Annotated in this window: 8 protein-coding genes; 2 read left to right on the top strand and 6 right to left on the bottom strand. The window is 72.9% G+C overall.

All coding sequences use genetic code 11. From position 1 onward, the window contains the following. Window positions 1-17 precede the first annotated feature (17 nt). The 4 genes from SD460_RS27880 to SD460_RS27895 form a co-directional block, all read right to left on the bottom strand. Window positions 18-836 carry an FAD binding domain-containing protein gene (locus SD460_RS27880; RefSeq protein ID WP_290059214.1) on the bottom strand — a complete coding sequence of 273 codons (819 nt, stop codon included), beginning with the start codon at window positions 834-836 and terminating at the stop codon, window positions 18-20. Next, the gene (locus tag SD460_RS27885; RefSeq protein WP_290059213.1) at window positions 833-1,303 is read right to left on the bottom strand and encodes a (2Fe-2S)-binding protein; all 471 of its coding nucleotides are present in this window, start codon (window positions 1,301-1,303) and stop codon (window positions 833-835) included. The genes SD460_RS27880 and SD460_RS27885 overlap by 4 nt, the downstream gene beginning before the upstream one ends. Then, window positions 1,300-3,564 (bottom strand): xanthine dehydrogenase family protein molybdopterin-binding subunit, encoded by a 2,265-nt coding sequence (locus SD460_RS27890; RefSeq protein WP_318306943.1) that lies wholly within the window; start codon window positions 3,562-3,564, stop codon window positions 1,300-1,302. The genes SD460_RS27885 and SD460_RS27890 overlap by 4 nt, the downstream gene beginning before the upstream one ends. A gap of 78 nt (window positions 3,565-3,642) precedes the next feature. Continuing rightward, a complete protein-coding gene (locus tag SD460_RS27895; protein WP_318306944.1) occupies window positions 3,643-4,404 on the bottom strand; it encodes a sulfite exporter TauE/SafE family protein in 762 nt (253 codons plus the stop codon). A 427-nt stretch (window positions 4,405-4,831) separates the two neighbouring features. Between SD460_RS27895 and SD460_RS27900 the strand changes: the two genes are divergently transcribed. Then, complete coding sequence (locus tag SD460_RS27900) at window positions 4,832-7,888, top strand: discoidin domain-containing protein (protein ID WP_318306945.1); 3,057 nt, start codon at window positions 4,832-4,834, stop codon at window positions 7,886-7,888. A gap of 82 nt (window positions 7,889-7,970) precedes the next feature. Beyond that, window positions 7,971-9,017 (top strand): LacI family DNA-binding transcriptional regulator, encoded by a 1,047-nt coding sequence (locus SD460_RS27905; protein WP_290061776.1) that lies wholly within the window; start codon window positions 7,971-7,973, stop codon window positions 9,015-9,017. On the opposite strand, the gene SD460_RS27910 is transcribed toward SD460_RS27905, so the two are convergent. Continuing rightward, the gene (locus SD460_RS27910) at window positions 8,960-11,866 is read right to left on the bottom strand and encodes a glycoside hydrolase family 3 C-terminal domain-containing protein (protein WP_318306946.1); all 2,907 of its coding nucleotides are present in this window, start codon (window positions 11,864-11,866) and stop codon (window positions 8,960-8,962) included. The two genes, SD460_RS27905 and SD460_RS27910, sit on opposite strands and share 58 nt — an antisense overlap. Further along, window positions 11,863-13,566, bottom strand: coding sequence for a discoidin domain-containing protein (locus tag SD460_RS27915; protein WP_290061774.1), 1,704 nt, complete (start codon window positions 13,564-13,566; stop codon window positions 11,863-11,865). The genes SD460_RS27910 and SD460_RS27915 overlap by 4 nt, the downstream gene beginning before the upstream one ends. Window positions 13,567-13,817: the final 251 nt, after the last annotated feature.

Below are 13,817 nucleotides of genomic sequence, written 5' to 3' on the forward strand. Positions count from 1 at the left end.
AAACACTCACGACCGGGTCAGGACCGGGCCGACGCCTCCGTCAGCGCGCGGCGGGTGAGTACGCGAGCCAAGTGACGGCGGTACTCGGCCGTCGCGTGCGGCTCGTCCGGCGGGTTCGTGCCCTCCGCCGCCAACGCCGCCGCGTCCTCGATCGACGCGCCTGACGCCAGCGCTTCCTCCGTCGCCGTGGCCCGCAAGGGCACGCCGCCCATGTTGATCAGGCCCACGCGGCCGCCGGCCACGGCCACGCCGACCATGGCCCAGTCGATCGCGCGGCGGGTGAACTTCTGGAAGCCCCACCCCTGCCCGGTCTGGCGGGGCAGGCGGACCTCGGTGAGCAGCTCGTCGGGCTCCAGCGGCGTCGTGAACGGGCCGAGGAAGAACTCCGCCGCCGGGATGCGCCGCTCCCCCGCCGGGCCGCGGGCGACCAGGACCGCGTCCGACGCCAGCACCACCGCGGGCAGGTCGGCCGCCGAGTCGGCGTGCACCAGCGAGCCGCCGAGGGTGCCGCGGTGGCGGACCTGGCGGTCGCCGACCTCGCCGGACGCGTGCGCCAGCAGCGGCGCGTGCTCCCGCAGGACCGGGTCCTGCGCGAGGTCGTGGTACCGGGACAGGGCGCCGATCACGACGTCGTCGCCGTCGAGGCGGACGTAGCGGAGCTCGTCGACCGGGCCGATGTCGACCACGTACTCCGGCGCCGCCAGCCGCAGCTTCATCAGCGGCAGCAGGGAATGCCCGCCCGCCAGCACCTTCGCCTCGTCGCCGTGCTCGGCGAGCCTGGCCAGCGCTTCGTCCACTGTGGACACGCGCTCGTAGCGGAATTCGGCGGGGATCACCGGTCCACCTCCTGGCCCGAAGCGTCGATCACGGCGCTGACGATGTTGTGGTACCCCGTGCAGCGGCAGAGGTTGCCCTCGAGCCCGGCCCGGACCTCGTCGCGGGTCGGCTTCGGGTTGTCCGCCAGCAGCGACACCGACGCCATGATCATCCCCGGCGTGCAGAACCCGCACTGCAGGCCGTGCTGCTCGCGGAACGCGCGCTGCACCGGGTGCAGTGAGCCGTCCGGCTCGGCCAGTCCTTCGACCGTCGTGACGGCGTGGCCGTCGGCCTGCGCGGCCAGCACCGTGCAGGACTTCACCGACTCGCCGTCGAGCAGCACCGTGCAGGCGCCGCAGGACGTCGTGTCGCAGCCGATGTTCGTGCCGGTGAACCCGGCCGTGTCGCGCAGGAAGTGCACCAGCAGCGTCCGGTCCGGCACCTCCTCGGCCACCGGCCGCCCGTTGACCTCGATCGAAACCTTCACCGCGCGCTTCCCTTCCCAGCTTCTTCAAGAGCCGCCCAGACCCGGATCGGGGTCGTGGGCATGTCCAGGTGGTGCACCCCGCGGGCGCTGAGCGCGTCCACCACGGCGTTGTGCACCGCCGGCGTCGAACCGATCGTCGCCGCCTCGCCGATCCCCTTGACCCCCAGCAGGTTCCGGTCGGTCGGGGTGGCCATGTCGACCAGCTCGAAGTCGGGCAGCTCCGCGGCGGTGACGAACGAGTAGTCCGCCAGCGTCGCGGTCGTCGGGTTGCCGTCCTCGTCGTAGGTGACGACCTCCATCAGCGCCTGCGCCGCGCCCTGCCCGAGCCCGCCGTGGCGCTGGCCGCGGAAGGTGAGCGGGTTGACGATCGGGCCGGCGTCGTCGACCGCGACGATCCGGCGCAGCTCGACCTTGCCGGTCTCGGTGTCGACCTCGACCACCGCGAGGTGCGCGCCGAACGGGAACGTCGGCTTGCCGCCACCGAACCAGACGTCGGCCGACAGCTTGCCCTCGCCCGCCGTCTCGGCAACCTGCGCCCAGCTCAGCACGGTGCTCGACGGCGCGCCGCGCACCTGCCAGACGCCGCGTTCGGCGTCGAGCTCGAGGTCGTCCGGCGCCGCTTCCAGCAGGTCGGCCGCCAGCTCGCGCGCCTGCGCGATCACCTCTTCCGCCGCCTGCCGGATCGCCGAGCCGCCCAGCTGCAGCGACCGCGAACCGAACGTGCCGATGGCCTTGGGCACCTCGTCGGTGTCGCCGTGGCGCACGGTGATCTTCTCCAGCGGCACGCCGAGCTGGTCGGACAGCAGCATCGCCAGCGACGTGCCGAGGCCCTGCCCGTGCGGCGAACTGCCGGTCCACGCGACGACCGAGCCGTCCGGGTGGATGTCGACGCGGCCGCTCTCGCCGCCGGAGTCGCCGCCGGTGATCTCGACGTAGGCCGCGATCCCCAGGCCCAGCTCGACCGGGTCACCGGCTTCGCGGCGCCGCTTCTGCTCGGCGCGCAGCTCGGCGTACCCGGCGGCGTCGAGGGCCTTGTCCAGCGCGGCCGCGTACTCGCCCGTGTCGTAAGAGGCGCCGGTCGGCGTCTGGTACGGGAACTCCTCGGGCCGGATGAAGTTGACCCGGCGGACTTCCGCCGGGTCCATCCCGATCTCCGCGGCGAAGACGTCCATCCCCCGCTCGACGGCGGCGGTCGCTTCGGGGCGGCCGGCGCCGCGGTAGGCCGCGATCGGCGTGGTGTTCGTGACGACCGCGCGGCTGCGCGTCTGGACCTTCGGGAACCGGTAGACCCCGACGGCCATCAGCTCGGTGAGCGTCGGCAGAAACAGCGTCCGCGGGTACGCGCCGGCGTCCTGGACGACGTCGAGGCGGTAGGCCAGGACGGTGCCGTCGCGCTTCCCGCCGATGGTCACGGTGTTCAGCTGCCCGCGGCCGTGCGTCATCGCGGTCAGGTTCTCGCTGCGCGACTCGACCCAGCGCACCGGGCGCCCGATCTCCTTGGCGGCCCAGCCCAGCACGGTGGCTTCGGGGTCGGCGCCGATCTTCGCGCCGAAGCCGCCGCCGACGTCGGGCGCGATCACGCGGACGTTCTCCTCGCCGACGCCGAGGCTCGCGGCCAGCTGCGTCCGCGCGATCTGGGCGTTCTGGGTGGACAGCCAGACCGTCAGCCTGCCGTCTTCGCCCCACGCGCACGAAGCGCCGCGCACTTCGAGCGGTGCCGGCGCGACGCGCTGGTTCACGATCGTCTGCGAAACGACGACCTCGCACTCGCCGAAGATCGTGTCGTCGAACTCTTCCGCGCCCTTGACCTGCACGATGTTGCTGCCGATTTCGGGGTACAGCACCGTCTCGTCCGCGAGGGCGGCGCCGATGCTCGCGACGGCGTCGAGCGGGTCGTAGTCGACGTCGACCAGCTCGGCCGCGTCGGCCAGCTGGTAGCGCTCCTCGGTGAGGACGAGCGCGACCGGCTCGCCGACGTAGCGCACCACGCCGTCGGCCAGCCAAGGTTCCGGCACCGGCCCGGCCGCGTGCGGGCCGAGCCCGAGGTCGGCGGCGGTGAACACGCCGAGCACACCCGGCGCCGCCTTCGCCTCGCTCACATCGATGCCGCCGATCCGCGCGTGCGCGATGGGACTGCGCACGAACACCGCGTGCGCGGCTCCGGAAAGCGCTTCCTCCCGCAAATCGTCAACGTAGGTGCCGCCCGCGGTGATCAGGTTCTGATCCTCTTGGCGGACGACCCGGGTCCCGACAATGCTCATCTGGTCTCCTGCTCGCCGATACCCCGCCGATCATGCCTTGTCCGCGGCACCGCCGTCAGCCCGCGGCGGGGAAGTCTTTCAGGCGTAAGCCTGCCAGGCGAGCACGACGGCCAGCCCGAGCCCGGCGAGCCCGATCCCGATGCGCAGCGGCGTCGCCGGCAGGTGGCGCACGAGGGTCGAGCCCAGCCACGAGCCGCCGAGCGAACCGAGGCAGACGGCGAGCGCGGCGAGCCAGACGACCTTGCCGGTACAGGCGAAGACGATCGCGGCGAGGAAGTTCGCCGACCCGGTGACCAGGTTTTTCGCCGCGTTCGTCCGGGCGAGCGGCTGGCTCCACACCGACACGAGCAGCGCAAGCATGAGGACACCGGCGGCGGCCCCGAAGTAGCCGCCGTAGACGCCGATGAAGAACGCGGCGACCGCGGTGCCGGGGCGGAGGCCGTGGTGTTCGGCGGCTTCGGCCAGGCGGCGCAGGCGCGGGCCCGCCATCAGGACCACCGCGGCGCCGCCGATGAGCCACGGGACGATCGCGGTGAAGGCGTCGGACGGCGTCAGCAGGAGCACGAGCCCGCCGGCCGCGCCGCCGACGGTGGTGATGAGGCAGAGCGGCACGATCCGGGCGCGCTGACCGGCGAGTTCGGGCCGCGCCCCGGCCGCGGCCCCGGCGGTGGTGCCGAGCATGGCGACGGTGTTGGTGACATTGGCGACGACCGGCGGCAGCCCGGCGGCGAGCAGCGCCGGGTAGGAGACGAGCGAAGCGAGCCCGGCGATGGCCCCGGTGAGCCCGGCGCCGACGCCGGCGAGCACGAGGAGGAGCAGGGTGGCCGGGTCGGTGATCACGTTGTCATCTCAACACGCCGGCCCCGCCCGTCGCCGGTGAGCTTGCTCCCACCGCCCGCGCGTCCGGCCCGAAACGACGTGAATGACTCATTCCTGTCGTCGGAGGCCAGGGCTCCGGCAAAGTCGTCGGCCCCGGCTCGCTTCACCGCCGGCAGGCAGAGTGGGCGGTTCGAGCGAGGTCGCGAATGAGTCATTGGCGGCTTTAGAGGTCCCGAATGAGTCATTCGCGACCTCGCCTTCGGCAAGCCGCCGCTCGGTGCGCGGGAGGTCCGGACGGGCGGGAACCAGCCGCGCAGTATAGGTCGTTATACGAATTACCCGGGTCTTGTCCGAAATCGGACGGGATCCGGCCGCAGGGTTGCCCGGCCGCCGCCCGGCGTCCCAGAATCCGCGCTGACAAGGTTGTCAACGCACCTGGGAGTCACGCATGGGTGAGCTCGACCGGCGGCACGCGCTCGCCCTGTTCGGCGCGGCCGGCGCCGCCGCGCTGCTGGTGAACCTGCCCGGCCGGGCGGACGCCGCCGCGAGCGCGCCCGATCCCGTCGCCGCCACCTACCTCCGCGTCCTGCTGCGGCACACCCGCTGGGCCGAGCAGCAGTTCGACGCCAAAGCCGGCATCTACCCCGCCCGCGACTTCACCTTCGCCGTCGTGCTCGGCAACGCCGTCCTCCTCACCCGCGACGGCTACGACCCCGAAACCGCCGGGGTCGACCGGGAGACGCTCAAGGCCCACACCCTCGCCACGATCCGGCACTTCGCCGCGTCCAACCTCCTGACCGGCGGCACCGAGTGGGGCCGCAAGCTGTTCTTCGACACCACGTTCCAGTCCTACTTCCTGCTCGCCGCCCGTCTACTGTGGACGGACCTGGACGCGGCCACGCGCGCCAACGTCGAGCGCATCACCACCGAACAGGCCGCCTACACGACCGCGCTCGGCGACCAGGACGACCCCACCTCCGGCAGCTGGACCCCGAACGGCCTCAAGGGCGGCTACGTCGGGGACACGAAACTCGAGGAAATGGGCGTCTACGCCCAATCCCTCGCCCCGGCCCTCGCCTGGGCGCCGGCCGACCCCCGGGCGCAGGCGTGGCGGGACGCCTTCGGCACCTGGAGCCGCAACGAAGCCGGGCTGCCCGCCGCCGACCTCGCCAACCCGCGGCTCGTCGACGGCCGCCCGGTCAGCGCCAACACCGCCACCAACCTCTACGACACCTTCCTCGTCGAGAACCACGGCTCCTTCGGCCCGCACTACCAGGAAGAGCTCTGGCGCACGTCCGGCCGCAACGCGATGCACTTCCTCGCCGCCGGGACGCCGCTGCCCGAGGTGCTCACCGCGCAGCCGAACGGCGAACTGCTCTGGCGCACCATGCTGCTCATGACCAGCGACGCCGGTGAGCCGCTGATGCCGATGGTCGCCGACCGCGAGCACCTCTACGGCCGCGACGTCATCCCGCTCGCCTTCCGCGCCCAGGTCCTCGGCGACCGCTACGCCGCGTACGCCGAGGCGCAGCTGGCCGGCCGGCTCGAGCCGTACCAGGCCTACGCGCCCGCCGACCGGATCACGAAGTTCTCCGGCGAGCCGAAGTACGAGCCGGAGGCCCGCGCCGAACTCGCCATCAGCTACCTGCTCCACGAGTGGCGCGCGAAGCAGGGCCGGGTCACGCCGGTCACGAAGCAGGAGTTCGACGCCCACGCCGCCGGGGTCGCCGACTTCGGCACCGGGCCGGGGCTGCTCGCCCACCGCTCCCCCGCCGCCTGGGCGGGCACCGTGACCAAGCCCGGGTTCGTGAAATTCGCCTGGCAGCCGAACCACGACGACTGGCTGTTCGTCCTCGGCGGCGCCAACCCCGCGCTGCTGCCCGCCACGAACATCGCCGTGCGCGAACGCCACGCGACCACCTACGAGCGGGTCCGCGACGGCTTCGACGCCACCGTCGGCGTGCTGCGCTTCGACACCGGGTACGCCGCCTTCGCGACCCTGCCCACCGGCGCCGCCGTCTACGCCAGCACCGGCGTCACCGACGGCGAAGGCGTGCTGAACGTCTACAACCTCGCCATGCCCGGCGTGCCCGGCCTCGACGGCGACCGCGCCTACACCTCCGCCGAAGGGACCGTGACGGTCGAAGCGCAGGCCGCACCGACCGGCGCCCGCACCGACGACGTCACCTTCGCGCCGGTCACCGCGCGGCACGTCCGGATGCTCGGCGTCACACCGGACCCGCAGTACGGCTACTCGCTCTGGGCGTTCGAAGTCCGCGACGGGACCGGCCCCGACCTCGCCCGCGCCGGGACGGCGACGGCGTCCTCGGCGACCGCGGGCAAGGAAGCGAAGTACGCCAACGACGGCGACCCGGCGACGCGCTGGGCGGTGTCCACTTCGGACCGTCCGCGCGCCGACAGCTGGCTCGCCGTCGACCTCGGCACCGCGCGGGTGTTCGACCGCGCCCGGCTCAGCTGGGAGGCGGCCGCGGGCCGCAAGTACCGGCTCGAAACCTCGCCCGACGGCGTGACCTGGACGGCGGTCGCGACCTACCCGGTCCCCGCGCTGCGGAGCACCGGCGGCCGGCTGGACGTCGACGGGCGGGCCGGGATCGTCGTCGACAGCCCGAACCCGCTCACCGTCACCGGCGACCGCGTCACGCTTTCCGACGGCCCCGCCGCGCCCCTGCTCGCGGAGCTCTACCCGGCCCCGGCCGGTGCGAAGCCGTCCGGACGCGCCGCGACCACCGCGCCCGCCGTCCGGGCGAGCGTCACCGACGGCTTCCTGGTGCTGGTCAACCTTTCCGGCACCGCCGCCACGGGCACCGCGGACCTGCGGCAGAGCCGGCCGGAGAAAACGCTCTACCGCGGCGAGCAGGTCCTCACCGCGACCGGGACCACCTACACCGTCGGCCTCGCGCCCGCCGAAGGCCGCGTCGAACCCCCGCGGTTCACCGTGCGCGGCCCGGCCGGGCTGAAGGCCGTCGTGCGCGACGCGAGCCGCGTCGACCTCACCGCGCCCGGACCGCTGCCGTCGGTCGTCACCGTGACACCCGAGGGTGGACGCCCGCGGCCGGTGGTGCTGCCGCCGCGCCGGACGGTGCCCGTCGTGTTCGGCGAAGTCCGGCCCTACCCCCTGGCCGACCTCGCGCTCGGTGCGCGCGCCTTCCCCGCCGAACCGCTGCCGCCCGGGATGTCGAGCCCGGCCGCCGCCGTCGACGACGACCCGGCGACCGCGTGGCGGCCCGGGCCCGGCGGCCGGCTCGTCGTCGATCTCGGCGCGGCGGCCGCGGTCTCCGCCGTCGAGCTCGCCTGGACGCCGGGGCGCGTGCCCGCCGCCACGGTGGAAACCAGCACCGACGGGGTCACCTACACGACCGCGGGTACCGCGGGCCGCGGCCGCACCTCGACGGTGAAGCTCACCGGTCCGGCGCGGTACGTCGCCGTCCGGACGGACTGGCGCGGCGGCGACGCGAGCCTCACGCGGTTGTCCGGGTGGACTTGATCGATTTCGCACCGGTCGCGGCGGGCGCCGAGGCGAGTACCTTGGCACCACAGGACTTGCCACCCCCCGCTCGGGAGGACGGATGCGCGTCACGATCGCCGAGGTCGCCCGCCGCGCGCGGGTGAGCAAGACGACCGTGTCCAGGGTGCTCAACAACAAAGCCGATGTGGACGCGGCGACCGCGATCCGGGTGCGCGAGGTGATCGCCGCGACCGGGTACATCCCCAGCGCCGGCGCGGTCGGGCTGGCCCGCGGCGTGACGCGCACGGTCGGGATGCTGGTGCCGGGCCTGACCTGGCCGTGGATGGGCGAAGTGCTGCAGGGCGTCGCCGACGTCGTGGAGTCGAAGGGTTACGGCCTGCTGCTGTCCACCGCCAACCGCGGCAGTGAATCCCTGGACGAGTTTTCCCGGCAGGTGTCGGCCAAGGCGTTCGACGGCCTGCTGCTCATCGAGCCGCCGGACGCGGTGCGCCACTTGCGCGTGCTGCACGACTCCGGGCTGCCGGTGGTGGTGATCGACGACCGCGGCCGCCGTCCCGCGTTCCCGTCGGTGGGCACGGACAACCGCCACGGCGGTGCGGTGGCGGCGCGCCACCTGCTGGACACCGGCCGCACCCGGCTGGCCACGGTCACCGGCCCGCGCGACTTCGGCTGCACCGCCGACCGCCTCAACGGGTTCAACGAAGCCGTCCGCGACGCCGGGCTGACGCTCGACCCGAACCTCATCATCGAAGGCGACTTCACGAGTGAGAGCGGCGAGGCCGCGATCCTCCAGCTGCTGGCGTCGGGCCCGGAGTTCGACGCGGTCTTCGCGCACAACGACCTCACCGCGGCCGGGGTGCTGGCCGGGCTGCGCAAGTCCGGGCGCGCGGTGCCGGGGGACGTCGCCGTGGTCGGCTTCGACGACATCCCCCTGGCCGCGCACACCCAGCCGCCGCTGACGACGATCCGCCAGCCGCTGCGGACCATGGGCGAGACGGCGGCCCGGCAGCTGCTCGCGCAGCTCGCCGGGGCGCCGCCGCCGGGACAGCCGCTGATCGTCCCGACCTCGCTCGTGGTGCGGGAATCGACTCAGGAAACGGTCAGCGTGCCCGACAGGGGCACGTTGCGCGACGAGTCGCCGACGTAGACGCGGTACTGCCCCGCGTTCGCCGTCCACGAACCGGTCCAGTGCGCGAGGTCCCGCGGGGTGAGCGGGAACGACACGGCCTGGCTCTGCCCGGGGTTCAGCTGGACCTTCTTGAACCCTTTCAGTTGTTTCGGCGGCTCCCCGTTGCCGGCGGGCTGCCCGACGTAGAGCTGGACGACGTCGGCGCCCGCCCGGGTCCCGGTGTTGGTCACCGTCGCCGTCACGGTGGCCGTGCCGTTCGTCCCCTGCGGGGAGACGACCAGGTTCGAGAACCCGAACGTCGTGTACGACAGGCCGAAGCCGAACGGGAACAGCGGTTCGACGTTCCGGCTGTCGTACCAGCGGTAGCCGACGTTGAGCCCTTCGGAGTACTCGATCCGGTCGTTCGCGCCCGGGAACTGCTGGACGTTCGCGGTCGGCAGGTCGGCGAGCTGCTTCGGGAAGCTGACCGGCAGCTTGCCCGAGGGGTTGACGTCGCCGTAGAGCAGCGACGCGATCGCGGTGCCGTTCTCCTGGCCCGGGTACCAGCCCTCGATCACCGCGGCGACCTTGCCCAGCCACGGCATCGTGACCGCGGACCCGGTGTTGAGCACGACCACCGTGCGCGGGTTGGCCGAGGCGACGGCGTCGATCAGGTCGTTCTGCTGGTGCTGCAGATCGATCGTGTCGAGGTCCTCGGTCTCGGATTCACCGTAGCTGGCGAACACGATCGCGACGTCCGCGGTGCGCGCGGCCGCCACCGCACCCGCGATGTTCGGCGTCTGGACGTGCTCCCCTGCACCGTCCACATAGGACACCGTGACGCCGGACCCGGCCCGTGCCCTGATCCCGTCGATCGGGTTCACCGACGCCGGCGACGGGTTGACCTTCGCGCTGCCGCCGCCGATGTTCTGCGGATCGATGCCGTCGCCGCCGGAGAGCGCGATCGATTTCGTCGAAGCGGTCAGCGGCAGCACGCCGGTGTTCTTCAGCAGCACCGATCCGGCCGCGGCGACGTCCCGCGCGGTGGCGACGTTCGCCGCGTTCGTCACGACCGACTGCGGGGTCCCCCGCCGGGCCCGGTCGAACACCCCGAACCGGAACATCTGCGTCAGCACCCGCCGGACCATGTCGTCGACCCTGGCCTGCGTGACCTCGCCGCGTGAGACGGCGTCGAGCAGACCCTGGCCGAAGAACGCGCCGCCGGGCATCTCCATGTCCAGTCCGCCGTTGGCCAGCTGCCGCGGGCCGCCGGTCGCCGAACCCCAGTCGGAGCCGACGAAGCCGCCCCACCCGGCGTCCTGCTTGATCGCCGTCGTGAGCACGCCGGCGTTCTGGCACGCCGGGACGCCGTTGATCTGGTTGTAGGCGCACATCATCGACGCGACCTGGCCCTGGCTCGCCACCTGCTGGAAGGCGGGCAGGTACAGCTCGTGCAGCGTCCGGTCGTCGATGATGACGTTGTCCGACGGCGTCCCGCGCGAGGCCCCGGCCTCGACGTTGTAGGCGGCCGCGTGCTTGGCCTGCGCCATCACGCCCTGGCTCTGGATGCCCTGGATCGTCGCGGTCCCGGCCGCCCCGGCGAGGTACGGGTCTTCGGCGTAGGTCTCGAAGTTGCGGCCCCAGCGCGGATCGCGGACGAGGTTGATCGTCGGGCCGAGCGCGATGTCGACGCCCTTCCCGGCGAACTCGGCACCCATCGCGGAGCCGTACCGGTTCAGCAACGCCGTGTCCCAGGTCGCGGCGGCCGTCACCGGTGCCGGGAACTGGGTGACGCCGTCGAGGCCGTCGCCGACCCCGGCCGGCCCGTCCTGCAGGCCGAGCGCGGGGACGCACAGCTCCGGCACGGCGTCGGTGTTGCCGATGTACGGCCCGGTCGCGCCGTTGCCGTGCAGCACCTTCACCTTCTGCTGCGGGCTCATCGCGGCCATCAGCTGGGTGAGGCGGTCGGCGACCGGTGCCGTGGAGCCGACCCACGGGCACCCGGTCGTCGGCGGCGGGTCGCTGTCACTCGTGTGCACCGCGAATTCCCACAGCGAGACGCCCCACTGGGTCGCCCGCGCGGTCGCGTCCACCCGGACGTACCTCGCCGTGCCCGACACCGCGGGGTGTTCGGTGCCACCGGTGCCGGTCACGGTCGCCGCCGTCGTCCACGACGTGCCGTTCGTGGACAGCTGGATCGTGTACGCGCTCGCGTAGGCCGCTTCCCAGGTCAGGTTGACGCCGCAGACCGGCCGGGCACTCCCGAGGTCGACCTGGAGCCACTGCGGGTCGGCGGCCAGGCTCGACCACCGCGTGCCGCCGTCGCCGTCGACGGCCGCGCTCGCCGGGAACGCGTCGGACTGGACGCTCGACGCGGTCGCGGGCTGCCGCAGGGCGGCGTTGGCGCTGCCGCACGCCTGGGCCGAGCCGTCGCCGAAGACCTGGAACTCCCACAGCGACACGCCCCACTGGGTCGCGCGCCGGGTCGTGGTCAGCCGGACGTACCGGCCGCTGCCCGACACCGGCAGCGTCTGGGTGCCGCCCGTGCCGGTCGTGGTCGAGTAGACGGTGGCCCACTGCCCGCCGTCGGCCGAGGCCTGAATCGTGAACGCCGTGGCGTAGGCCGCTTCCCACTGCAGGACGACCTGGCTCAGGGTGTGCGACGAGCCGAGGTCGACCTGCAGCGTCTGCGGGTCGGCGGCGAGGCTGGACCAGCGCGTGCCCGGGTCGCCGTCGACCGCCGCGCTCGCCGGGAAGGCGGCGTTTTCGGTGGAGGACGCGGTCACGGCGTGGCCTTGGGAGAGCAGCGCCGGGGCCGCCTGGGCGGCGAACGGCGGGACGGCGAGCAGGCCCGCCGTCACCACCGCCCCGAGGACGAGCCGCCTCACTGGTAGACCCGCACGTAGTCGATCACCATGTCCTGCGGCAGGACGGTCCCGGCGCCCGGCGGACCGGGGAAGTCGCCGCCGATGGCGTTGTTGAGGATCAGGAAGAACGGGTGGTCGTAGACCCACGGGCCGCGCGTGCTCTCCACGGTGTCGCGGTTGATCGTCTCGAAGGCGTTCCCGTCGACGGAGAAGGTCATGTGGGTGGCGTCCCAGTCCATCCCGAACCGGTGGAAGCCGGCCGAGACGTCCTGGCCGAGGTCGAGCGGCGCGCCGATGCCGCCCGCGCCGTTGTACGCGGGCGCGTGGATCGTCGAGTAGGCCAGGTTCGGCGACTTGCCGACGTGCTCCATGATGTCGATCTCACCGCAGTTGGGCCACGGCGTGCCGCTGAAGAAGTTGGCGCCCAGCAACCAGAACGCGGGCCACAGCCCCTGCGTGCCGGACACCTTGATGTTCGCCTCGACGTGGCCGTAGGTGAAGCTGAACTTGCCCGCGGTGTTGATCCGGCCCGAGGTGTACTGGCAGGTCGTGCTGCCGCTGATCGGGTCCCGTGGGCAGGCGCTGCCCGGGGTGGCTTCGCGGCGGACCTGGATGACGAGGTTGCCGCGGCCGTCCTGCTTGGCGTTGTTGTTGTTCGTGTAGTACTCGAGTTCGTTGTTGACCCCGGGGCCGGTCTCGGCGGTCCACTTGCTCGCGTCCGGGTTCGCGCCCGCGGCGCCGTTGAACTCGTCGCTCCAGACCAGCGTGCCCGGGAAGTGCGGGGCCGGCGGCGCGGGCGGCGGGGTCGTCGGGCTGCCACCGGTGCCGTAGACGTCGAAGCCCCACAGCGAGTAGCCGTAGCCGTTGGAGCGGGCGGTGCCGTACATCCGGACGTACCGGCCCGAACCGTTGACGGTCAGCGTCTCCTTGAAGCCCTTGCCGGTCGTGGTCGAGTAGAGCGAGGTCCAGTTCGCGTTGTCGTTCGACACCTGAATCTGGTAGGCGACCGCGTAGGCCGGGTCCCACTGCAGGACCACCTGGTGGATCGCCGCGGACGCGCCGAGGTCGACGGTGATCCAGCCGGGGTCGACCCAGCCGGTCGTCGCGCTGGTCGCCCAGCGGGTCGCCGGGTCGCGGTCGAACGCCTTCGCCGGGAGGCAGCCGGGGCAGGCCCCGTCGTCCTGGTACGACGACGCCGTGCCGGACTTCCCGTACGACAGCAGGACGTCACCGGGCTGGGTCGTGCCGCTTCCGCCGTAGACCTGGAACTCCCACAGCGAGTAGCCGTACTGCGTGGCGCGCTGGGTGCCGGTGAGCCGGACGTACCGGCCGCTGCCGGTGACGTTCAGGGTCTGCGTCCCGCCGGCGCCGGTGGTCGTCGAGTACAGCGACGTCCAGGTGGTGCCGTCGGCGGACGCCTGGATCGTGAAGGCCTTGGCGTAGGCGGCTTCCCAGTTCAGCACGACCTGGGACAGCTGCTGGGTGGACCCGAGGTCGACCTGCAGCGTCTGGGGGTCGCCGAACGCGCTGGACCAGCGCGTGCCGGGATCCCCGTCGACGGCGGCCGACGCGGGGAAGGCGGCGGATTCGGCCGAGGACGCCGTCACCGGCCGCCCTTGGGAGAGCAGGACGGGCGCGGCTTGGGCGACGGGCGCGGCCGGCGCGGTGAACAGAGCGGCCAGGGTCAGGACGAGGACGGCGAGAACCCGGGTTCTCGGCATGCGGCGTTGCATGGGCACCTCCACGGCGAACCGGCGCCGGGACGGCCTTGCCCCGGCGCGGATCGGCTCACGTGGTCCTCGGTGCGGGTGTGGGGCCCGCCCCTCGGCACGCTCTTAGTTCAGGATATAAATAAAGAGCCGTAAAATGTCAACTTCCCTGCGCCGGACGGTCGTGGACCACCCCCGGGACTGGTCCGGGTGAACGAATCCGCGGCGGATCCTTGACTCCGCGGAACCCCGCGGTGTTGACT

The organism is Amycolatopsis solani, assembly GCF_033441515.1.
Taxonomy (GTDB): domain Bacteria; phylum Actinomycetota; class Actinomycetes; order Mycobacteriales; family Pseudonocardiaceae; genus Amycolatopsis; species Amycolatopsis solani.

Bases quoted from the DNA above. Each gene is read 5' to 3' on its own strand.
- SD460_RS27890 (WP_318306943.1), bottom strand. From the start codon at position 3,564: ATGAGCATTGTCGGGACCCGGGTCGTCCGCCAAGAGGATCAGAACCTG.
- SD460_RS27900 (WP_318306945.1), top strand. From the start codon at position 4,832: ATGGGTGAGCTCGACCGGCGGCACGCGCTCGCCCTGTTCGGCGCGGCC.
- SD460_RS27905 (WP_290061776.1), top strand. From the start codon at position 7,971: ATGCGCGTCACGATCGCCGAGGTCGCCCGCCGCGCGCGGGTGAGCAAG.
- SD460_RS27915 (WP_290061774.1), bottom strand. From the start codon at position 13,566: ATGCCGAGAACCCGGGTTCTCGCCGTCCTCGTCCTGACCCTGGCCGCT.